The sequence below is a fragment of the Mesorhizobium sp. M1050 genome (genome assembly GCF_040318715.1).
Classification (GTDB): Bacteria; Pseudomonadota; Alphaproteobacteria; order Rhizobiales; family Rhizobiaceae; genus Mesorhizobium.
This window is the reverse complement of sequence record NZ_JAMYMV010000017.1, coordinates 42,049-62,774: the sequence shown is the minus strand read 5'-3', so window position 1 is coordinate 62,774 and position 20,726 is coordinate 42,049. Positions and strand designations below refer to the sequence as shown.

The 20,726-nt window shown below is 63.0% G+C and carries 18 protein-coding genes; 5 read left to right on the top strand and 13 right to left on the bottom strand.

The genetic code is table 11. The annotated features are described in order from the left end of the window. Positions 1-14 precede the first annotated feature (14 nt). From NKH57_RS12595 to NKH57_RS12580, 4 genes are all read right to left on the bottom strand, one after another. Entirely contained in the window at positions 15-287 is a 273-nt protein-coding gene (locus tag NKH57_RS12595; protein WP_352598856.1) for a hypothetical protein, read from the bottom strand. Positions 288-377: 90 nt separating this feature from the next. Then, positions 378-1,961: an HD domain-containing phosphohydrolase gene (locus NKH57_RS12590; RefSeq protein ID WP_352944536.1), complete on the bottom strand. Its 1,584-nt coding sequence runs from the start codon at positions 1,959-1,961 to the stop codon at positions 378-380. Between the two features lie 109 nt (positions 1,962-2,070). Then, positions 2,071-3,105 (bottom strand): L-threonine 3-dehydrogenase, encoded by a 1,035-nt coding sequence (gene tdh, locus NKH57_RS12585; protein WP_023762137.1) that lies wholly within the window; start codon positions 3,103-3,105, stop codon positions 2,071-2,073. A 51-nt stretch (positions 3,106-3,156) separates the two neighbouring features. Continuing rightward, complete coding sequence (locus NKH57_RS12580; RefSeq protein WP_352944534.1) at positions 3,157-4,344, bottom strand: glycine C-acetyltransferase; 1,188 nt, start codon at positions 4,342-4,344, stop codon at positions 3,157-3,159. 308 nt (positions 4,345-4,652) lie between these two features. Here NKH57_RS12580 and NKH57_RS12575 point away from each other — a divergent pair, with 308 nt between their 5' ends. After that, on the top strand, positions 4,653-6,719 hold the full coding sequence (locus NKH57_RS12575; protein ID WP_023762135.1) for a putative bifunctional diguanylate cyclase/phosphodiesterase: 2,067 nt from the start codon (positions 4,653-4,655) through the stop codon (positions 6,717-6,719). Positions 6,720-6,929: 210 nt separating this feature from the next. Here the strand turns inward: NKH57_RS12575 and NKH57_RS12570 are convergent, their stop codons facing one another. Further along, positions 6,930-7,358 (bottom strand): MarR family winged helix-turn-helix transcriptional regulator, encoded by a 429-nt coding sequence (locus NKH57_RS12570; protein WP_352598865.1) that lies wholly within the window; start codon positions 7,356-7,358, stop codon positions 6,930-6,932. 120 nt (positions 7,359-7,478) lie between these two features. Between NKH57_RS12570 and NKH57_RS12565 the strand changes: the two genes are divergently transcribed. Next, complete coding sequence (locus NKH57_RS12565) at positions 7,479-7,886, top strand: hypothetical protein (RefSeq protein WP_352944531.1); 408 nt, start codon at positions 7,479-7,481, stop codon at positions 7,884-7,886. A 136-nt stretch (positions 7,887-8,022) separates the two neighbouring features. Here the strand turns inward: NKH57_RS12565 and NKH57_RS12560 are convergent, their stop codons facing one another. Beyond that, positions 8,023-10,068 carry an oxidoreductase gene (locus NKH57_RS12560; RefSeq protein ID WP_352944529.1) on the bottom strand — a complete coding sequence of 682 codons (2,046 nt, stop codon included), beginning with the start codon at positions 10,066-10,068 and terminating at the stop codon, positions 8,023-8,025. Between the two features lie 97 nt (positions 10,069-10,165). Between NKH57_RS12560 and queF the strand changes: the two genes are divergently transcribed. Beyond that, positions 10,166-10,627 (top strand): preQ(1) synthase, encoded by a 462-nt coding sequence (gene queF / locus NKH57_RS12555; protein WP_352598872.1) that lies wholly within the window; start codon positions 10,166-10,168, stop codon positions 10,625-10,627. Positions 10,628-10,635: 8 nt separating this feature from the next. On the opposite strand, the gene NKH57_RS12550 is transcribed toward queF, so the two are convergent. The 4 genes from NKH57_RS12550 to NKH57_RS12535 all read right to left on the bottom strand — a co-directional run bounded on the left by NKH57_RS12550 (position 10,636) and on the right by NKH57_RS12535 (position 15,071). Beyond that, positions 10,636-11,250, bottom strand: coding sequence for a YqhG/Tai3 family protein (locus NKH57_RS12550; RefSeq protein ID WP_352944527.1), 615 nt, complete (start codon positions 11,248-11,250; stop codon positions 10,636-10,638). A 4-nt stretch (positions 11,251-11,254) separates the two neighbouring features. Further along, positions 11,255-11,734 (bottom strand): DUF3828 domain-containing protein, encoded by a 480-nt coding sequence (locus NKH57_RS12545; RefSeq protein ID WP_352944525.1) that lies wholly within the window; start codon positions 11,732-11,734, stop codon positions 11,255-11,257. Between the two features lie 95 nt (positions 11,735-11,829). Beyond that, positions 11,830-13,479 carry an ABC transporter substrate-binding protein gene (locus tag NKH57_RS12540; RefSeq protein WP_352944523.1) on the bottom strand — a complete coding sequence of 550 codons (1,650 nt, stop codon included), beginning with the start codon at positions 13,477-13,479 and terminating at the stop codon, positions 11,830-11,832. A gap of 41 nt (positions 13,480-13,520) precedes the next feature. Continuing rightward, complete coding sequence (locus tag NKH57_RS12535; protein ID WP_352827556.1) at positions 13,521-15,071, bottom strand: trimethylamine methyltransferase family protein; 1,551 nt, start codon at positions 15,069-15,071, stop codon at positions 13,521-13,523. Positions 15,072-15,163: 92 nt separating this feature from the next. Here NKH57_RS12535 and NKH57_RS12530 point away from each other — a divergent pair, with 92 nt between their 5' ends. Continuing rightward, entirely contained in the window at positions 15,164-16,066 is a 903-nt protein-coding gene (locus NKH57_RS12530; RefSeq protein ID WP_352598882.1) for a LysR substrate-binding domain-containing protein, read from the top strand. A gap of 106 nt (positions 16,067-16,172) precedes the next feature. Beyond that, positions 16,173-18,041 (top strand): DNA mismatch repair endonuclease MutL, encoded by a 1,869-nt coding sequence (gene mutL, locus NKH57_RS12525; RefSeq protein WP_352944520.1) that lies wholly within the window; start codon positions 16,173-16,175, stop codon positions 18,039-18,041. A gap of 294 nt (positions 18,042-18,335) precedes the next feature. On the opposite strand, the gene NKH57_RS12520 is transcribed toward mutL, so the two are convergent. From NKH57_RS12520 to NKH57_RS12510, 3 genes are all read right to left on the bottom strand, one after another. After that, positions 18,336-18,662, bottom strand: a complete 327-nt coding sequence (locus NKH57_RS12520; RefSeq protein WP_023762123.1) for an antibiotic biosynthesis monooxygenase family protein — start codon at positions 18,660-18,662, stop codon at positions 18,336-18,338. A gap of 58 nt (positions 18,663-18,720) precedes the next feature. Continuing rightward, a complete protein-coding gene (locus NKH57_RS12515) occupies positions 18,721-19,596 on the bottom strand; it encodes an alpha/beta fold hydrolase (RefSeq protein WP_352944518.1) in 876 nt (291 codons plus the stop codon). Between the two features lie 147 nt (positions 19,597-19,743). Continuing rightward, complete coding sequence (locus NKH57_RS12510) at positions 19,744-20,637, bottom strand: DMT family transporter (protein WP_352944516.1); 894 nt, start codon at positions 20,635-20,637, stop codon at positions 19,744-19,746. Positions 20,638-20,726: the final 89 nt, after the last annotated feature.

The window sequence follows — 20,726 nt, the reverse complement described above, 5'->3', positions numbered from 1 at the left end:
GCGCGAAAGGCACGTCAGGCCTCATAGTGGCCGAGCAGCATCGCCGCTTGCGGCTTGCCCACGTGGCCAGCCTCCTGCAGGATCGCCGGCACTTCGGGATCCGATACGAAGTTCTTCCAACCCTCGGCATCCCAGTCGAAGATCGCCCAGACGCGGTCGGACTCGCTGGGGTCGCGGAACACGGTCGCGCCGTTCGAACCGTGCAGTCGGCGCTTGTCGGCGCCCTTGGTCGAAAAGATACGGATGAAGCGGTCGACGTCCGCCACCTTGGTCGTTGCGAGAAGCATCTGATTTCCTCCTGTCGGTCGCGGCCACCATTGATCCGTCGACAGGATCACGATGCGCGCCTCGGAGCAGGCGCACATGGGGAGGATTCCCTATGCCAATGACTTCGTCTCGCCCGGCCGGACAAGGCCGTGCTCGACCGCATAGAGTGCCGCGGCGGCGCGGGTGGTCACACCGATCTTGGCATAGACGTTCTGGATGTGGTGATCCGCGGTCTTGGGCGAGATATCCAGCTTCCGCCCCGCTTCCTTCGCGGTGAGGCCGGCGGCGATCAGGCGCAACACCTCGATCTCACGTGGCGTCATTCCAGCCAGCGGCCGGTGCGGCGCCCGGCGCGACCGCTGGCCGGCGAAGGACAGCACGGCCTCGGCGGCGTCGGGGCAGATACTGCCCTCACGAACGGCAGCGCGCAACTGCGTCGCTGCAGCGTCGCTGGACAGCGCCCTGCGGTGAGGACGTTCCTCCCGCGACGTTTGGAACGCTTCGGCAGCGGCCAGGATCCTCGCCGCCGGGGACAGGTCGGAACCGCCGACCTTGCGGTGATAGCCAGAGCCGTCCAGGCGTTCGTGATGGCGCAGGACGAGTGAGGCCATTGCCTCGCCCTCGCGGCCGAACGAGGCCAGCGCACGCTCGCCGTAATAGGCGTGCAGTTGGGCTGCGTCGCGCTCGCGGACCGACAGCGGACCATTGCGCATCCAGGTCGCCACCGGCACGACAAGTTCGCCAATGTCGTGGATGCAGCCCGCCCAGCGCAGCGCACGGACGTCGGCGGCGGGCAGCCCCATCTGTCTCCCCGCTCCCTCAGCCAGTTCCGCCACCATCCGCGAATGGCCTTGTGTGAACGGCATGCGCATGTCGATCATGTCGGCGATGGCGAGAAATGCCTCGTCGCAGTCCGCCTCATCGAGCGACACCGGCGGATCGGGCTCCAGCGCCAAAATCGTCTCGCGGTCGACCGTCACGCCGATGCCCTCCATCAGCACCGCCGCGTTTGCCGAGACAAGCCGGGCCAGATCAGCCGCGTAAGGGCCGTCGCCGCGGCTGGCGACAGTTTCGGCCATTTCCACGATCCCGACGGCATCGCTAAGCGCAATGACATCCTGCGCCAGAGTGATCAATTGGACGGCCGGCAGCACCTCCTCGCCGCTCAGTCCACGTGGCAGACCCTTGCCGTCCCAGCGTTCGTAGATCTGTCCAAGATTACGGCCCATCTCCCCGGACAAGCCAAGCCGCTCGCCGATACGCTGCGCGACCTCGCAATGCGCCATCAGCACCGGGCGGGCCACCGCCAGTGCCTGCGACATGGCGGCCTCGATCGCCCTGGCCTGCGCGTCAGGCTGGAGATCGTAGTAGAACCGCTTGAAGGCCTGTACGAAGACCCTGCCCAGTTCCGCACGATTGCCCATGTCGAGACCGACAAGGTCCTGGCGGAGCGCGATTTCGTCGCCGAAGGTTGCCGACAGAAGATCGGTATCCGCGTTGCAGCCAACATAGCGAAGCATCGACTGATGGTAGGCATTGCGCCGAACCTGCTCGGAAACGCCCGCACGATCTGCGATCCGCATCGCAAGCACGCAGGATTTCAGCGCGAAGTCGCGAGAATGACCGGTTGCGAGGTCCGAAGCATAGGCGAGGACCATCATGAAGTCCGCCCGGCGGATCGAGACTTTTGTCATCGCCCACCTCCCAATGGGCATGCTAGTCCCGCGGGCCGTCAATACCTAGCGGAAAATCCCACGCACGCCGTCAGCCGGCTGGCTGCGTTTAGACCCCCGGCGCCAACGCCTACCAGTCCATCACCACCTTGCCGGAACTGCCGCTGCGCATGGCATCGAAGCCGGCCTGAAAGTCGTCGATGCCTATGCGGTGCGTGATCAAGCCGGAGACATCCAGCGGCCCCTGCACCAGCGCGATCATCTTGTACCAGGTTTCGAACATCTCGCGGCCGTAGATGCCTTTCAGATGCAGCATCTTGAAGATGACCTTGTTCCAGTCGATCTCGAAACCGGTGGGCGCAATGCCCAGGATGGCAATCTTGCCGCCGTTGTTCATGGTGTCGATCATGTCGCGGAAGGCGGGGGCGGCGCCCGACATTTCGAGGCCGACGTCAAAACCCTCAGTCATGCCGAGCGCCGGCATGACGTCACGCAGCTTTTCCTGCGAGGCGTCGACGACATGCTGGACGCCGAGCTTTTTCGCCAGCGCCAGCCGCACAGGGTTGATGTCGGTGATCACCACCTTTCGTGCGCCGACGCATTGCGCGACGAGCGCGCCCATGATGCCGATCGGTCCGGCCCCGGTGACCAGTACGTCCTCGCCGACCAAGTCAAAGGACAATGCCGTGTGGACAGCATTGCCCAGGGGATCGAAGATCGCGGCGATCTCGTCCGGCACATCGTCGGGGATCGGCACGACATTGTGCTGCGGAATCGCCAGATACTCGCCAAAGGCGCCCGGACGGTTGACGCCGACGCCGAGCGTGTTGCGGCAGAGATGCCCTCGCCCGGCACGGCAGTTGCGGCAATGGCCGCAGACGATATGACCCTCGCCCGACACGCGCTGGCCGACCTTGTATTCGGTGACAGCGGCGCCGAAATCGGCGACGGTGCCGACAAATTCATGGCCGGTGACCATCGGCACCGGCACCGTCTTCTGCGCCCACTGATCCCAATTGTAGATATGGACGTCGGTGCCGCAGATTGCCGTCTTGCGGATCTTGATCAGCACGTCGTTAGGGCCGATTTCCGGCACCGGCACCTCTTCCATCCAGATGCCCGGCTCGGCCTTGGCCTTCACCAGCGCCTTCATCATGTTCGACATGCTTTTGTCCCTTGAATCTCTTGATCCGGAATGGCTTTCGATTGCGGCCTTTCAGGAAATCACGCCCAATTCCTTGCCGACCGCTTCGAAAGCCTCAACCGCACGGTCGATGTCCGCGGCGGAATGCGCCGCCGACATCTGGGTGCGGATGCGCGCCTGGCCCTTCGGCACCACCGGGAAGGAAAAACCGATGACGTAGATGCCACGCTTCAGCATGCGAGCCGCCATCTCCTGCGCCAGCGTCGCATCGCCCAGCATCACTGGAATGATCGGATGGTCGGCGCCGGCCAGCGTGAAACCGAGCTTGCCCATCTGCGACCGGAACCGCGTCGCATTGGCATAGAGGTGCTCGCGCAAGGCATCGCCATTGCGGATCAGGTCGAACACCTTGATCGAAGCGCCGGCGATCGCCGGCATCAGCGTGTTGGAAAAAAGATAGGGCCGCGAGCGCTGGCGCAGCCAATCGACCACCTGCCTCTTGCCAGAGGTGTAGCCGCCGGATGCACCGCCGAGCGCCTTGCCGAGCGTCCCGGTGATGATGTCGACCCTGCCCTCGACGCCACAATGCTCGGGCGAGCCGCGGCCGTTCTGGCCGACGAAGCCGACCGCATGGCTGTCGTCAACCATCACCATGGCGTCGTATTTTTCGGCAAGGTCGCAGACACCCCTGAGATTGGCGATGATGCCATCCATCGAGAACACACCGTCGGTGGCGATCAGCCGGAAGCGGCAGTCCCTGGCTTCCTTCAGGCGCACCTCCAGATCGGCCATGTCGTTGTTGGCGTAGCGGAAGCGTTTGGCCTTCGACAGCCGCACGCCGTCGATGATCGAAGCGTGGTTCAGCGCATCGGAAATGACCGCGTCCTCTTCACCGAGCAACGTCTCGAACAGGCCGCCATTGGCATCGAAGCAGGAGCCATAGAGGATGGTGTCTTCCAGGCCGAGGAAGGATGAAATCGTCGCCTCGAGCTGCTTGTGCTCCTCTTGCGTGCCGCAGATGAAGCGCACCGACGCCATGCCATAGCCATAGCGGTCGAGCGCCTGCTTGGCCGCATCGCGCAGGTCGTCGCTATCGGCAAGGCCGAGATAGTTATTGGCGCAGAAGTTGAGCACTTTCTGCCCGCCGACCTCGATCTCAGCCGACTGGGTGGAGGAGATCACGCGCTCGGATTTGTAGAGGCCGGCCGATTTGAGCCCCGCGAGCTCGCTGTCGATGTGGGAAAGGAATGCTGCGGTCATGGTCGGGCCTCGTTCGATGTGGGCCGACTGTCGTCTCGTCCGAGCTAAAAATCCATCGCAAAAACGACCGGATCGGTGGCAAGCGGCCCGATGTGGGCTCGATGATCTCAAAAAGCGACGCTACAACAAATGATGCTGGCCGGTGACCGCTCGAATGCCGGCATGGCGCTAAACTGGCCGATAACCATTTCGCGATCTTTCCACGTCTCCCCCTTGCCGGACGGCTGTCAATTTCCAGACCTGTTAATGTTTGCAGGCCAATGGTCTTCGCAGCAGGAATCCGTTGGCGAAGAGGACCGCCCCCGAAAATGTCGCAGCAGCCGGCGCAAACCGTTTCAGGCAAACTCATACTGCTGATCAAAGCTGGCTACTGGCTGGCCCTGCTGATCATTGCCGCCATGGTGATAGCCTCCTTCATCCTGCTGCAGCAGATGATGGCCACCCAACAGCACAACAACACTTTGCTCGACATCGTCAGCACGCAAAAAACGCTTTCGCAGCGTATCGTCTTCCTGGCCGGCGCAACGGGCGCTGCTTCGCGTGACAAACAGCCGGCGCTGGTCAGCGCGCTCAAGCAGGCCACGGGGGAGTTCGAGACCAACTACGATCTGCTGCTAAAGCAGACGGGAGCCGACCCCCAATCGCCTGCCAAGCTCGATCCGAGGTCGATCGACAGCGTCCTTTTCGCCAAGCCCTTCCACCTCGACTATTTCTCGGTCGGGCTGATCGCCAATGGCGACCGCCTGATCTCCGCCTATGAATCTCAATTCAGTGGGAATGGCGGCTACAAGGGCGGCGGCGAGCGCGTCAATCTCGATGCCTCTGTCGCCAATGCGAACTTGTCGGGCTACGCCGCGCTTGGCCAGCGCATCAGCGCCGATGCAGACGAGCGTTCCGAGAAGCTGCTCGCTCTCCACCGCACGCTGTTCTACGCCACCCTGGGCGTCATCATACTGGTGGCACTCTTCATCTTCAGGCCGATGTCGAACGCCATCCTGCGCAAGACGCATGAGCTGATCGACGCGCGCAATTCGATGGCCTTCATCGCGGTGCATGACGGCCTCACCGGCCTGCACAACCGCACGTTCCTGACCGATCATTTCGACACGCTGATCAAGGGGTCACACCGCCGCCGGGAGCGCCTGGCTGTGATCCAGCTCGACCTCGACCGGTTCAAGCAGATCAACGATACGCTAGGCCATGCCGCAGGCGACTATGTGCTGGTCGTCACCGCGCAGCGCATGCGCGATTCCTGCCGGGCGTCGGATTTGTGCGCGCGCCTGGGCGGCGACGAGTTCGTCATGATCCTCGGCGGCGCCGGCGGCACCGAAGACATCAACATGCTGGCGCGGCGCATCCTGGCGCATATCAACGAGCCGATCGTCTTCCAGGGCACGACCGTTCTCCCGGGCGCCAGCGCCGGCATCGCCGTCTACCCGATCGACGCCGACAATGCTCAGGATCTGCTGGTTCATGCCGATCTGGCGCTCTATTCCGCCAAGAAGCTGGGCGGCGGCAACTTCTCCTTCTTCTCTGAAGAGTTGCGCCGCGAGCTCGACTATCGCAAACAGCTCGAGCACGACATCAAGGTCGCCATCGCGGAGCGGGCCTTCCAGGTCTATTTCCAACCGCAGGTTTCGCTGACCAACGGCACGATCAGCGGCATCGAGGCGCTGGTGCGCTGGAACCATGCCGAGCGCGGCATGATCCCACCGGGCGAATTTATCCCGGTCGCCGAAAAATGCGGCTTCATGCCCGAGATCGGCCGTATCGTCATCGCCAAAGCGATCAACGAAGCCGCCGAATGGAACCGCGCCGGCATTGCCTTCGGCCGGCTTGCCGTCAATGTTTCCGGCACCGAACTGCGCGAGCCCGATTTCGATGAGTTTCTTTTCGAGACGCTGGAAAAGGCCGGGCTGCCGCCACAGAAACTGTCGCTGGAAATCGTCGAATCCGTTATCCTCGACGACGAGAAGACGGGTATCGCCGCCAAGCTGCGCCACATCAGGGCGGCCGGCGTCCACCTGGAACTCGATGATTTCGGTACCGGTTATGCCTCGCTAAGCCATGTCAATCCGAACGAGATCGACCGGCTGAAGATCGATCGACGCTTCGTCCAGAACATTCATGAGAATGGCGACAACTCGAAGATCGTGCGCGCCATCACCGAGCTTGCCCGTGGCCTCGGCATCTCCATCGTCGCCGAAGGCGCCGAAACCGAAGCCGAACTCGAATCGCTGATGGCGATCGGCTGCGACCAGGTGCAGGGCTACTCCATCGCCTTCCCGATGCCGCACGACAAGGCGCTGGAATGGCTGACTGCCCGCATGCCGAAGAAGGCCAGGCTGACGGTGCTGCAGGGAAGCCTGGCATAGGCGTCGCCCAAAGCGTATCGCGCTTGAGCGGAACCGAGCGACGCGCTTTGTTATCCCAAAACCGCTGCGCACTTTTGGGCGAGATGTTCCAGGACGGCTTCGACGCAAGACGAAGCTGACCAACCTGATCACCGCTCTGAACCTGCGCCATTACACTTTTGGAACAATCCGGGGCTACGACGACTGAGCCGATGAGCCGGGCCCGCCCTCCTATCCCCCGACATTCGCCCGCAACGCCGCCAGAACCTGCGCGAACTCCGCCAGCCGCTCGTCGGACAGTCCGACCCGTAGCCGCTTGTCAAAGGACAACGCAGCCTTGCGCAAGGTCTCGAACATCGCTTCTCCCGCCGCGGTCAGTTCGACCAGATGAACCCGGCGGTTCACGGGATCGCGGCGGCGTATCAGCAGGCCCTGCGCCTCCATCGCATTGAGATGGTGGGTCAGCGTCGCCCCCTGGATGCCGATCATGCCGGCAAGCTCGCGCTGATTGGCAAGCTTGCTCGATTTGACCGACAGCAGAGTGAGCCAGACCGGCAACGTACCGCCCGCTTCGACAAGAGCAGCATCGAAGGCCTGGGCGACAAGTTTGGCGGTGCGGCCGAGATTCATGCCGACTGGCGGGCGGTCAAAGGGCGTCATCGTCGGACACTAGGCGGTGTTCTCCGTAGAGGGAACTGGGTGACAGTCTTATACATTGACATCTAATCATTTGATATCTAATTATATGCGAACGGCGGGCAAAAAAGAGGAAATGCGGTCATGCAATATGTCTACATCGTCGTCCTCGGTCTTCATGTCATGGCCGGCGTGTTCTGGGCCGGCACCACCATCGCGGTCGGCCGCGATCCGGAGATCCGGGCGGAACGGTTCTTCCGGCCCCAAATGGGCGCGGCCGGCCTGGTTTTCCTCACCGGCATACTGCTTTGGTATTTCTTCCATCAAGGCCTTTTCGGCCCGATGGAGAAGGTGCTGGCGCTGGGCATCGCCACGGCTCTAATTGCCGCCGGCGTACAGGGCGCGCTGGTCGGTTCTGCCGCCAGGCAGCTTGCCGGCACCGACGCGGCGACAGAAGCCCGGTTGCGCGCGAAAATGACAAGAGGCGAGCGCATCGCCGGCGGTCTGCTGGTCATCACCGTGCTGTGCATGGCCGTCGCGCGGATGGTCTGAGGCGCAGCACAATTTCACGGAATCGCATGTTGTCTGGCGACGAGCCAATAACGTGCGGGCGCGTGGTCGGACCGAAGTACACGGGCTCTCGTACGCAAGCCCGACCGCGCGCCACCGAGTCCCCTGGCAGCAGATTTCAAATCCGCAAGCCGAACCTGATGCCGTCATAGATGGCGGCATGGATGTTGCGCGAGGCGACCGCGTCGCCGATGCGGAACAGCACGAAGCGCGCTTCTGGATTGCGCTCGGGAAAGATGTCGCCACCACTCACCAGCCGCTCATAGTCGATCGCGCCGCCGTTCTTCGACAGCGGCTTCAGCGAGAGATAGAGATCGTCGATCGGCAGCGTGCCGTGCTCGACCACCACCTGGTCGACCCTGCGCTCGCCGCACCAGCCATCGGCGAAATCCGAGGCCAGTTCGGCGACCAACAGATTGCCCTCGCGCCTCACCGAGCGCAGCCGGGTGTTGATGGTGATGGTGACCCCCTTTTCCTGGAAGGCGCGCATGTATGGCACATGGTTCATGCCACCCATTTCCGGTGCGAAGAAGCGCTCCGGCGAAACAAGCTCGAGTTTCGAGCCGGCATTGGCGATCAGTTCGGCCGCGCCCATGCCCTGATGGCCGCCATTGTCGTCATAGAGCAGCACATTTTCGGCCGCCTTGACGCTGCCGGCCATGATGTCCCAACTCGAGGTGACGAGGTTGTCACCAGCCGTCAGCGGCGGGTTCTGCGGCAGCCCGCCGGTGGCAACCACCACAATGTCGGGCGATAGTGCCAGAACGTCGTCTTTCTCCGCCCAGGTGTCGTAACGGATCTCGACCCCGAGCCGGTCGAGTTCGGCCAATCGCCAGTCGATGATGCCGATCAATTCCTTACGCCGCGGGTTCTGCGTCGCCAGCCGAACCTGGCCGCCGGCCTGTGACGATGCTTCCAGGATCGTGACTTGATGGCCTCTCTCTGCCGCGACTCGCGCCAGTTCCAACCCGCCGGCGCCGGCGCCGACGACGACGACTTTATGCTTCGGTCCTTCAGTCTTGACGATGATGTGCGGGATGTCGGCCTCGCGGCCGGTCGCCGCATTGTGGACGCACAGCGCTTCACCGCCTTCGTAGATGCGATCGAGACAATAGGTGGCGCCGACACAAGGGCGGATTTCGTGCTCCCTGCCCTCCATCACTTTTTTGACAATGTGCGGATCGGCGATGTGGGCGCGGGTCATGCCGACCATGTCGAGCTTGCCGGTGGCGATGGCGTGCCGCGCGGTGGCGACATCGGAAATGCGCGCCGCATGGAAGGTCGGGAATTTTGTCGCCGCCCTCACCTCGCCGGCGAAATCGAGATGTGGCGACGAGCGCATGCCAGTCACCGGGATAACCTTGGTGAGTGCCGCATCGCTCTCGATCGAGCCGCGGATGATGTTGAGGAAATCGACCTTGCCGGAGCCGGCCAGCCGTTTTGCAATCTCTATGCCTTCCGCCTTCGATAGGCCTTTTTCGAAATCTTCATCGGCGACCATGCGGATGCCGACGACGAATTTATCGCCGACCGCCGCACGCACGGCATCAAGCACCATGTTGGTGAAGCGTAGGCGGTTGTCCAACGAGCCACCGAATTCGTCGTCGCGGTGATTGGTGGCCGGCGACCAGAAGCCGTCCATCAGATGCCCGTAGGCCTCGAACTCGATGCCGTCGAGGCCCGCGGCGTGGCAGCGCTGGGCCGCTGACGCATAGTCGGCGACGATGCGCTCAATGTCCCAGTCCTCGATGGTCTTCGGGAAAGCGCGATGCGCCGGTTCGCGCACGGGCGAAGCCGAGAGCACCGGCAGCCAATCGGCCTTGTTCCAGCCGGTACGGCGGCCGAGATGGGTGATCTGGATCATCACCTTGCAGTCGTGCTCGTGACAGGCGTCAGCGAGTTCGGCCAGCCACGGCACGATCCTGTCCTCATAGACATGCAGATTGCCGAAGGCGGCCGGACTGTCGCGCGAAACGATCGCCGAGCCGGCGGTCATGGTCAGCGCCATGCCGCCCTTGGCCTTTTCGGCATGGTAGAGCCGGTAGCGCTCTTTCGGCATGCCATCTTCGGAATAGGCCGGCTCATGGCTGGTCGACATGACCCGGTTCTTCAGCGTCAGATGTTTGAGCTGATAGGGCTGGAGAAGCGGATCGCTGCTGGTCATCGTCTTCCTGCGGTTTCAAATTGTGCTAATGAGCGGCAAATTTCGTTTTCAAGCATGTCGTCCCCACATTTCCCGGCATGCGATAAGGATCCCGCTCATGATCGACACCAAAACCCTCACCCAGCTCGGCGCCCACGTCGAGACGCCACAGAGCCCCGAAGCAGCGATCCTGGAGACCGTGCCGTTTGCGCGCGGCGACGGGCCGCCGGCGATCGTGCGCTTCACCTGCCCGGAATTCACCTCGCTGTGCCCGGTCACCGGCCAGCCGGATTTCGCCCATATCGTCATCGACTATGCGCCCGATGCGCTGCTGGTGGAATCCAAGTCGCTCAAACTGTTCATGACCTCGTTTCGCAACCATGGCGCCTTCCATGAAGACTGCACCGTAGTGATCGGCCGCCGTATTGTGGCGGCAACCAAGCCCTTGTGGCTGCGCATAGGCGGCTACTGGTATCCGCGCGGCGGCATTCCGATCGACGTGTTCTGGCAGACCGGCGCGCCGCCCGAAGGCGCCTGGCTGCCTGACACCGGCGTCGCGCCCTATCGCGGGCGCGGCTAGCTCGCTCATCATTCGCACTGATATTGGCTGAGTGCCCATTCACCGGTCACCGACAACAGATCCGTGATCTTCCAGTCGCCGTCGACCTTCTTGAACTTCCACTCCAGCCGGTGCGGGTTTCCAGCGATGACGAAGGCGACAATGACCTTGGCCTGGTCGCCGCTGATCGCCTCGAGCGTCTTCAGGCTCTTGGCGATCTCGGCCTTGTCGTAATCAGCGTTGTCGAGCGCCATGTTGGGGTCGAGGCATTCGCCCTGCCCGGATTTGCGCAAGGCGTCGCTCTTGTCGAGCACGGTCTTTGCCGGATCGATGAAATGGCTGCGCTGCGCCGGATCGATCTCCAGCCCAGCCTGATCGTAAAACGGCCGCACCACAGCGGTCGGGGATCCCGGCTGGACGGGCGCTGCCGGCGCTGCCTCGGCTGGCGACCATCCGACCGGCGGCGTTGTCGGTTCCACGGCCCCGCCGGGCGCATTTGCCGGCGGCGCCCCGCTGTCGCCCGGCGCGGTGTCAGCCGGGGTGTTTGCCGGCGGCGCACCCAACAAACCTTGGGCGGCGGCACCGCTCAGACTCACCGCCAGCAGGCACATGGTCGAGAGTGCCAGGAACGGGCGATGGGCCATCGCATCACTCCGATGTCTGGCCGGCCATGCATTCCAGCGCGCTGAGCTTCCAGTCGTTGGTCTTCGAGGCAATGTCCGATATCTTCCATTTGCCTTCGATCTTCTTGAGCGACCATACCATTTCGCGTTTGGAATCGTCGCCTTCGGAGAAAAGGCTGAAGGACGCTGTAACCTCTGCATTGTCGCCATCCAGCTTCTCAGACAGTTTCAGCGTTTTCGAGACGGTCTTCTGATCGAAATCCTGAGCGTCCAGGCCAGGATCGAAATCGATGCAGGCGACCTCGTCCGGGTTCTTTTTCGTTGCCTGGTCGTTCAGGTCGAACAGTTTCGTCACCGGCTCGGTGAACCGATCCCGGTATTGTTCGTCGGCCTCGAATTTGACCGCCGGAACATAGAAGAACTTCACGGCGTTGGACGCCGGTCCGGCGGCGGCGGCCGCCGGCAAACCTATCGAAACGGCGGCAACGAGCACTGTCAGTCTCATGCAGAATCTCCGGCTTTTGATGGCTTGAGCCTATCAATACCACGCATCCTGCATATCTGCTTTTTTTCGGCTCATGAAGCCCCGCAACGCTTGTTTCAACGATCCAGCCAGACGTCCTGCAGGTCCATCTCGAAAGTCTGATGGACGCCGTAGTTCTTCACCTTCTTGTTCATGTGGCTGTAGAGCTTCTGCCAGAACGGCTGAACGATGACGCCCGAATCCTGCAGGATCTGTTCGACGTCCTTCATCACTTCGCGGCGCTTCGCCACGTCGATGAGCGAGAGAGCCTGCTTGAGCTTGGCGTCGAAATCGGGATTCGAATATGCCGTTTCATTCCAGGCCTCGCCGGTGCGATATCCCAGCGCCAGCACCTGGACGCCGAGCGGGCGCATGTACCAGATCGTCATCGAGTAGGGATATTTCGTCCAGTCGTTCCAGAAGGTCGAACCCGGCAGCACCGTGCGCTTGACCTTGATCCCGGCATCGCGCAGCTGGCCGGCGATCGCGTCGCCCGTATTCTTCTGCCAATCGTCCTCGACGGTGATCAGTTCATGCTCGAAGTCGGCCTGCCCGGCTTCCGCCATCAGCTTCTTGGCGCCGGCGGCGTCACGTGTCTTCTTGGGCAGCGGGTAATATTCCGGGTGGATCGGGGCGACGTGATGGTTTTCGCCGGGGGTGCCTCGTCCGGCATAGCCAAGTTCGAGAACCGCATTGTTGTCGACGGCCATTTGCAGGGCATTGCGCACCCGCTGGTCGTCATAGGGCTTGTGGGTGATGTTGGTGCGGGCAACGAGCGTCGTCGCCGTCGCGACCTCCGATTTCACCAGGCCCATCTTGTCGAGTATGTCGATGAAGTCCGCGGGCGTCTCGAAATTGAGGTCGATCTCGCCGGAGTCGAAAGCATTGACCGAAGCGTTGAAGTCGGTGCCGTAGTCGATGAATTCGACACTGTCGAGCGGCGCTTCCCCACCCCACCATTTGCCGTTCTCGCGGCGCTTGACCACCGCCTTCTGGCCGACATCGTATGAGACCAGTTCGAACGGCCCCGTGCCGATCGGCTTCTTGATCGGATCGGCGCCGTCGGCATCGAAGTTGCGATGAACAACCAGCGCGGGATAGTCGGTGAAGTTCGGGATCAGCGAAATGTCGGGTTCGGCGAGTTTCAGCTTGACCGTGTTGTCGTCGACCTTGGTGATCGCGCCATCCCTGGCCTTGCCGGTCTTTGCGTCGATCAGCGCGCCGACGCGGGCGGCCATCGAATTGCCGGCGACGCCTTTCTCGCACCAGCGGGTCAGATTGTAGGCGACGTCATCGGCGTTGAAAGCATCGCCGTTGTTCCAGGTGATGCCCTTGCGCACGTGCAGCACGTATTCTGTGGCATCGTCGTTGATGTCCCAGCTTTCGAGCAGAACCGGTTCGAATGTGAATTGCCTGGTGTAGCGGACAAGCGGCTCCAGCCAGCAGCGCGAAATGTTGGCCAGTTCCACCCAGTCGTAAGTGCGCGGATCCTTCTGCCCCTTCACCGACATGGAAACGCGCAGCGTTCCGCCTTTCTTCGCCTCCTGCGCCACCGCCCTGTCGGGCACGGCTAGGCCGATCATGCCATAGGCAAGCGCCGTTGACGCGCCGAAGGCGCTTGCCAGCGCCAGGAATTCGCGCCGGTCGACACGACCCGCGCGTGCTTCGGCGGCCATTGCTTCGATGGCGCTCGGCACCTGATCGCCATTGCTTCTGAATAAGGTCATTGTTTCCTCCCGTCTGATTCCCTTGGTCTTGGTTCGTTGCGTCAGCTGACGCTGTCCGGCAGCTTCTCCTCGCGCCGCGCGATAAAGTCTGTCAGGCCGTCGGCGATGCCTTCGTCGAGCTTCGGCTCCTCATAATCCGCCAGCATGTTGCGTGCCTTTTCGCGGCCGCGCGTGTCGTGGTCCTTCGCCCCTTCGGCCTTCCACTGTTCGAACGAGTTGAAGTCCATGATGGTGGGCATGAAGAAGGCGGACTCGAAATGTTCGAGCGTATGCTGGGTGCCCAGGAAATGGCCCTGCGGCCCCACTTCGCGGATCGCCGCCATCGCTTCCTTGAAATCGTCGAACGGCAGCCCGCCGGCGTATTTGTACCAGCCGACAAGCTGTTCGCAGTCGGTCGCGAATTTCGAATAGCCGCAAGTCAGGCCGGCCTCGAGCCATCCGGCGGAGTGCCAGATGTAATTGGCGCCTGAAAGGATGGCGGCATGCATCAGCATGTTCGCCTCGTAACCGGCCTGCGCATCGTTCAGCTTCGACCCGACATGGAAGCCAGACGTGCGCCACGGCAGCCGGTATTTCCGCGCCAGCGCCCCCATCAGATACATCATTTGGGCCGCCTCCGGCGTGCCGCCCATGGGAGCGCCGGTCTTCATGTCCACCGTCACCATGAACTGTCCGTAGACCTGCGGCGACCCCGGGCGCAGCAGTTGCGTGAACGCGACGCCCGCCAGCGCTTCCGCATTGACCTGCGCCACCGCGCCCACGGCGGAGGCCGAGGTCGAGGCGCCGCACAGTGCGAAGGGCGCGAGGATCAGCGGCTGGTTGCTCCGCGCATAGACCTTCATCGCGTCCAGCATGGTGGCGTCCCACACAAGCGGCGAATTGCAGTTGGTGATTGACACCAGGACCGGGTTGTCGCGGACATAATCCTCGCCGAACACGATGCCCGCCATCGCCATCGTGTCTTCCGCCCGATCCTTGGACGTGACGATGCCCATGAACGGCTTGTCGGAGTGCTTCAGCGCTGAATGGATTATGTGGAGGTGACGCTTCGGCACCGCAATCTCCATCGGCTCGCAGATGATGGAGCTCGATGAATGCAGCGCCGGCGCCATGTAGGCGAGCTTGTGGAAATTGTTGAGGTCGGCGAGCGTGCCGTAGCGCCTGTTGTTGTCGAGGTCGCGCACATAAGGCGCGCCGTACATCGGCACGAAGATGGAGTTGTTGCCGCCCACGCGCACCGAGCGCTGCGGATTTCGCGCATTGAGCGTGAATTCCGACGGGACCTTCGACACGAGCTCCATCAGCAACGCGCGGTCGATGCGGACACGCGTCTCCGAAACGTCTGCCCCGGCCGCCTTCCAGATCGCAATCGCCTCGTCGTCGCGGAACTCGCATCCCACCTCTTCGAGGATCGAGAGCGACTCCTCATGGATCAGTTCCACCGCCTCATCGGGAACCATCTGATAGACGGGGATCTTGCGGACCAGCGTCGGAAACGACATTACCGGCGCTCCGCGCAGCGCCTTGCGCCCCAAGCGGCCGCCACTTCGACGGTTGGCGTGTTCGGTCACTTCAGGGGCCGGTGCGTTCATGGCAACTCCATTCCACTCATTGAGACCAGCCTAACGGGACAAAATGGTGATGTGACGCTGGAAAATCCTGATCGCTTGTATAAGCTGAGCTTATGCGAAGCCTGCGCCACCTCCTGCCCTCCGCGGGCAGCCTGATCGTCTTCGAGGCGGCCGGGCGTCTGTCGAGCTTCACCGCCGCCGGGCGCGAACTCGGCATGACGCAGGCTGCCGTCTCCTATGCGGTGCGCGGACTGGAAGAACAGCTCGGCGCCAAGCTGTTCCAGCGCCGCCATCGTCAGGTCGTCCTCACCGAGGCCGGGGAGCGCTTCCACGCCGATGTCTCGCTCGGCCTCTCGCATATCCGCAAATCGGCGGAGGATCTGCGCCTGCAGGCAACCGGCGGCCATGTGACGCTGGCCGCGTCGACGGCCTTCGGTTCCTTCTGGATGATGCCGCGCCTGCAGCAGTTCCGAGACGAACTGCCGGGCATCGACCTGCGCATCCAGACCGCCGACCGCGATCTTGACATCATCGCCGAAGGCATCCCTCTCGGCGTGCGCGGCGGCGAGCCGCGGGATTGGCCGGACTATCATTCGCTGCCGCTGGCCGACGAGGAGATATTTCCCGTTGCCGGCACCAGCTACGCGGCGAAGTTCGGCCTGCCCAAATCGGTGGCGGAACTGGCCACGCACCGTCTCATCCATCTGGAAGAGCCGTACCGCGAGGCGGCCAGTTGGGACGAATGGTTCCTGTCGGCCGGCGCCAGCCTAAGCGACACCGCGCGCGGCCTGCGCATAAACGACTATGGCCTGGTGATCCAGGGCGTCATGGAAGGGCAAGGCATTGCCCTCGGCTGGCGGCATCTTGCCGAGCGGCTGCTGGCATCAGGCCTGCTGGTGCCGGTGACGGATCATGTGCTGAGGACCGGCAAGGCGTTCTACGTCGTCTGGCCGAAGAATCGCGAGCTCAGCGACAACGCCCGCAAGGTGCGGGATTGGCTGGCCGCGCAGGCGTGAGGGACAGTGCCTCCCAGTTCCTTGGAAGTCGGCGGGACAGCATCACCGCTATTCCGCCTACATCGAATGCTTCCTCATCGGCGTCGAATCCGCCTATAGTGACGGCATGCCCATCCGCCAGCTTTCCGAAACGATGATCAACCAGATCGCCGCCGGCGAAGTCATCGAGCGTCCGGCGAGCGTGGTCAAGGAACTGGTCGAGAATGCGCTCGATGCCGGTGCCGGCAGGGTCGAGATCGTTACGGCCGGCGGCGGGCTGAACCTGGTCCGCGTCACCGACGACGGCTCCGGCATTCCAGAACCGGAGCTGGCGCTGGCGATTGCCCGCCACTGCACCTCCAAGCTCACCGAGGATATCAACGATATCCGATCACTCGGCTTCCGCGGCGAAGCGCTGCCGTCGATCGGCTCGGTGTCGCGGCTGTCGATCCGTTCGCGCACGGCCGCCGGCGACAGTGCCGCCGAGATCGGCATCGAGGGGGGCCGCGTCTTGCCCGTCCGACCGGCGGCGGCCAATCGTGGCACCACGGTGGAGGTGCGCGACCTGTTCTTCGCAACGCCGGCCCGACTGAAATTCATGAAAGGCGAGCGTGCCGAAAGCTCGGCGACCAGCGACGTGGTCAAGCGCATCGCCATCGCCTTCCCCTCCGTGCGCTTCACGCTGGCCGGCTCGGATCGTTCGACACTGGAATTGCCGGCGGCCGACGACAGCGCGGAAGGCAGCCTGCGTCGCATCGCCCAGGTGATGGGTGCCGACTTTCCTGACAATTCGATTGCCCTCAATGCGATGCGCGAAGGCGTGCATCTGACCGGTCACGTGTCGATCCCGTCCTTCACCCGCGCCAACGCGCTGCAACAATATGCCTATGTCAACGGCCGCCCGGTGCGCGACAAGCTGATCGCCGGCGCCATTCGTGGTGCCTTCGCCGACGTCCTGCCGCGCGACCGCCATGCGGTGACGGTGCTGTTCCTGACGCTCGATCCGGCCATCGTCGACGTCAATGTCCATCCGGCGAAGGCCGATGTGCGCTTCCGCGACCCTGGCCTGGTGCGTGGGTTGATCGTCGGAGCAATCCGGCAAGCACTCGCCGATTCCGGCATTCGTGCCGCGACCACGGGCGCTGCCGGTATGATGGCGGCCTTCCGGCCCGGTGCCGCATCCTACGGTGGCCCGGCGAACGGCCACCGCAGCTACGACGCGGCCTACCGCGCGTCGGGCTCGTCCGGCTTCGATGCTGCCCGTTCATCCCAGCGCCCTCTCGACATGGGTTTCGAAGGGGCTGGCTTTGAGCATCGCGGTTTGCGCGAAAATGATCAGGCTGCGTTCGATGCCGGTCCGCTTGCCAGCGCCGATGCGCGCGCCGGACAGGGCGAAGCCGCCGAGACATTGCTTGGCGCGGTGCTGGGTGCGGCGCGCGCCCAGGTGCATGAGAACTACATCGTCGCGCAGACCAGGGATTCGCTCGTCATCGTCGACCAGCACGCAGCGCATGAGCGGCTGGTCTACGAGGCGCTGAAAAATGCGCTGCAGTCGCGCCCCGTGCCCTCGCAGATGCTGCTTCTGCCTGAAATCATCGACCTGCCGGAAGAGGATGCCGAACGGCTGGCGATGCATTCGGAGACGCTGGCCCGCTTCGGCCTCGGCATCGAGCGCTTCGGCCCGGGCGCCGTCGCAGTGCGCGAGACGCCGTCGATGCTCGGTGAAACCAATGTCCAGCAATTGGTGCGCGATCTTGCCGACGAGATCGCCGACAACGACACGGTCGAGACGCTGAAGGAGCGGCTGGACAAGATCGCGGCGACCATGGCCTGCCACGGCTCGGTCCGCTCCGGCCGCCTGCTCAAGGCCGAGGAGATGAACGCGCTGCTGCGCCAGATGGAAGCGACGCCGGGTTCCGGCACCTGCAACCACGGGCGACCGACCTATATCGAGCTCAAGCTGGCGGATATCGAGAGGCTGTTTGGGCGGCGTTAGTTCAGTTCTGGGAAAGACGATGCAGGAGGAGCGTTTGGTCGGCGAAAGAGCAGACCGTAGGTGCCAGTGTTCACCAGCAATGCCGAGACAACCGTTCGCCGCGCTCGCCCCGAATGCGGCGCCGGCTTCACGCACGGCAATCGCCAGCATCGCAGCAGCCAGCAGGTAGCGCATCGCCGCCAACAGAAGTGGGGGGTAAGTCATTGAGACCGAACTTGATCGCCGTCCAGGTCAGCCCCCACATCAGCGACATCACCGCGAAGAAAGGTGAGGTTGCGAATGACCACGTGGCCGTCAGCGCAGTCCCTGCCTATCGACGAGTATCCGATGGACATCGATCCGCTTGGGCAATTCTATCAGGAACTCGGCATCGCGGTCCAAATGGTGGACTTTGGTCGGTTCGCCTTTGGTGAAGGCGGTCATCGCTTGCATATCGGCCCAATAGGAGATGGTCGTGAACCACGTCTCCTCGCCGCGGTCCTCGCGCAACAATTGGACGCCGAGCGCGGTCTTCTCGAGGGGTGGAATACCCTCGGCGCGAATGTATGACTCATAGGCGTCGGCAACCTCGCGGCGTGTGCGACCGCGCCAAATGCGCGCGATTGTCGGCTTAGTCGGCATGATAAACTCCTTCGCACAGACGGGCACGGGCACTGCGAACCCCAACCTTGAGCGACGATCAGGCGTGGACACGTGCCAAAAACTCGCGAATCAGTGGCAGGGCATCGTCGAAATGTGTCTCCAGCAGCCAGTGGCCCGCGCGATCGATCAAATACAGTTCCGCATCGGGCAGATCGCGATGATAGGCCCGGGCGGACGCTGCCGGCATATAGCCGTCCTCTGGCCCCCAGACGAACAGCGTCGGCGGATGATGGGCGCGCAGATAGGCTTGATATCGCGGGAACCAGGCAAGGTTGGCCTCCAGTTTCTCCATTAGATCGACGGCGACCTGTCGACGGACGGGTGTGTCCATCAATGGCCAGTGAAGTTTCCACAGATCGGGCGGCACGCGCATGGCGACGTCGTCCGCCACTTCGCCGATGAACTCGGCGCGAAACCCGTCCTCGCTCACCGCCGCCTCGAGTGGGCGGTGCTTGTCGGGCGTCTTGTCGGCCCACCAAGCTTTGATCACGGCGTATTTGGGACCGAGGACGTCCTCGTAGATATCACCGTTCTGGATGATGAGCGCGGTGACCCGATCCGGATACGAGATCGCGTGCCGGAGTCCTATCTGCGAGCCATAATCATGCAGCCACAAGGCGTAGCGCTCGAGACCGAATGCATCGGCAAGTTTGGCAAGCACGTCGGCATAGGCGTCAAAATCATAGCCGAAGGCGGTCAGATCGGGTGTGCTGCTGTACCCGAAGCCCGGCCAGTCGAGTGCAATCGTCCGCCAGCGGTCGGCGAGCGCGGGCATCAATTGGCGGAATTGGAATGAGGAACAGGGATAGCCGTGCGGCAAGAGCAAGACAGGTGCTTCGGGTGGCCCTGCGTCGCGGTAGAAAATGGATAAATCATCCAGTTGCATGCGCCGGTGCGTCGTTGCACCCACCATTCGGGCCTCCGTCGAATAAACACCGGCAAAACGCGTCTAGCCGGGGTTCGTTCCGGGATTTATCGGAGCGCAAGGGACACTGGCCGATCAGGTAGACGTCGGAGGGTCGGGCTTCAGCATTTCTTTGGAGTCGGACAACTCCAGCATTCATCTCTTCAAATTCACCACGATGACGCCGCCAAGCGCCAGCGCGCCACCAAGGATGCCGAGCAGGGTCGGCACTTCGCCCAGCCAAAAGAAGCCGATCAGGGCAGACATGGGCGAAACCAGGTAAAGGAAGTTCGAGGCGCGTGCCGCGGGCAGACGCGACAGTGCGGTCGCCCAGGCGGCATAGGCGATCAGGCTGGGGACGATGCCGAGAAAGATCACAGCGCCAAGGCCTGCGGTGTCAGCAGCCGCCGCCTGCGAAAAGGCTGACGGCAGGAAGGGCGACAGGCAGAGTGCGCCGAGCACCATGTTCGAAGCCGAAATGGTCAACGGATGGTGGCGGGCAAACAGCGGCTTCTGGACGATGGTGTTGACGGCCGAGCATAAGGCCGAGCCAAGTACCAGCAGGGCACCGGCGTTGAAATGCAGGCCCTGCCCGTCTGCCGTGGCGATGATGCCAATGCCGGCAAAGGAAATCACCGTGCCGAACCACGCCATGCCCGAGAAGCGCTCGCCAAGCAATGCCATCGCCATGATGGCGGTGAAGATCGGGCTGACATTGATGATGAAGCCGGCGGCACCTGCCGAGACGGTCAGTTCGCCGAAATTGAGCATGACGGTGTAGAGCGCGACGAAAATGGCGCCGCCGAAGACGAGGCGCCACACTTCGTCCAGCCTGGGCAGCGCCGGACGCTTGACCGCGAGGAAGACCGCCGCCGGCACCGCGGCGATGGAAAAGCGCAGGGCGCCGAGTTCCAGCGGCCCGAAGGCGGCAAGACCGGCGCGGATCGCCGGAAAGGCTGACGCCCAGCCAACCACCGTCAGCGCCACCGCAATGGCTGCCGTGGTGTCCACTCGCTGTGTCGAATTCAACGTGCCCGTGATTGCACCCATCTCACCGTCCTCGCATTCTTCGGTCCTGAAAGGCAGAAAACGCCTTTTCGGGCCAGTTGACAAACGACCAAATCGAGGATCACCTGTGA

What these genes read in the sequence shown, in the direction of transcription:
- NKH57_RS12545 (WP_352944525.1), bottom strand. Translation starts at nt 11,734, where the DNA reads ATGAGACTGACAGTGCTCGTTGCCGCCGTTTCGATAGGTTTGCCGGCG.
- NKH57_RS12570 (WP_352598865.1), bottom strand. Translation starts at nt 7,358, where the DNA reads ATGACGCCCTTTGACCGCCCGCCAGTCGGCATGAATCTCGGCCGCACC.
- NKH57_RS12565 (WP_352944531.1), top strand. Translation starts at nt 7,479, where the DNA reads ATGCAATATGTCTACATCGTCGTCCTCGGTCTTCATGTCATGGCCGGC.
- queF (WP_352598872.1), top strand. Translation starts at nt 10,166, where the DNA reads ATGATCGACACCAAAACCCTCACCCAGCTCGGCGCCCACGTCGAGACG.
- mutL (WP_352944520.1), top strand. Translation starts at nt 16,173, where the DNA reads ATGCCCATCCGCCAGCTTTCCGAAACGATGATCAACCAGATCGCCGCC.
- tdh (WP_023762137.1), bottom strand. Translation starts at nt 3,105, where the DNA reads ATGTCGAACATGATGAAGGCGCTGGTGAAGGCCAAGGCCGAGCCGGGC.
- NKH57_RS12575 (WP_023762135.1), top strand. Translation starts at nt 4,653, where the DNA reads ATGTCGCAGCAGCCGGCGCAAACCGTTTCAGGCAAACTCATACTGCTG.
- NKH57_RS12560 (WP_352944529.1), bottom strand. Translation starts at nt 10,068, where the DNA reads ATGACCAGCAGCGATCCGCTTCTCCAGCCCTATCAGCTCAAACATCTG.
- NKH57_RS12535 (WP_352827556.1), bottom strand. Translation starts at nt 15,071, where the DNA reads ATGAACGCACCGGCCCCTGAAGTGACCGAACACGCCAACCGTCGAAGT.
- NKH57_RS12590 (WP_352944536.1), bottom strand. Translation starts at nt 1,961, where the DNA reads ATGACAAAAGTCTCGATCCGCCGGGCGGACTTCATGATGGTCCTCGCC.
- NKH57_RS12595 (WP_352598856.1), bottom strand. Translation starts at nt 287, where the DNA reads ATGCTTCTCGCAACGACCAAGGTGGCGGACGTCGACCGCTTCATCCGT.
- NKH57_RS12580 (WP_352944534.1), bottom strand. Translation starts at nt 4,344, where the DNA reads ATGACCGCAGCATTCCTTTCCCACATCGACAGCGAGCTCGCGGGGCTC.
- NKH57_RS12510 (WP_352944516.1), bottom strand. Translation starts at nt 20,637, where the DNA reads ATGGGTGCAATCACGGGCACGTTGAATTCGACACAGCGAGTGGACACC.
- NKH57_RS12540 (WP_352944523.1), bottom strand. Translation starts at nt 13,479, where the DNA reads ATGACCTTATTCAGAAGCAATGGCGATCAGGTGCCGAGCGCCATCGAA.
- NKH57_RS12530 (WP_352598882.1), top strand. Translation starts at nt 15,164, where the DNA reads ATGCGAAGCCTGCGCCACCTCCTGCCCTCCGCGGGCAGCCTGATCGTC.
- NKH57_RS12550 (WP_352944527.1), bottom strand. Translation starts at nt 11,250, where the DNA reads ATGGCCCATCGCCCGTTCCTGGCACTCTCGACCATGTGCCTGCTGGCG.
- NKH57_RS12515 (WP_352944518.1), bottom strand. Translation starts at nt 19,596, where the DNA reads ATGGTGGGTGCAACGACGCACCGGCGCATGCAACTGGATGATTTATCC.
- NKH57_RS12520 (WP_023762123.1), bottom strand. Translation starts at nt 18,662, where the DNA reads ATGCCGACTAAGCCGACAATCGCGCGCATTTGGCGCGGTCGCACACGC.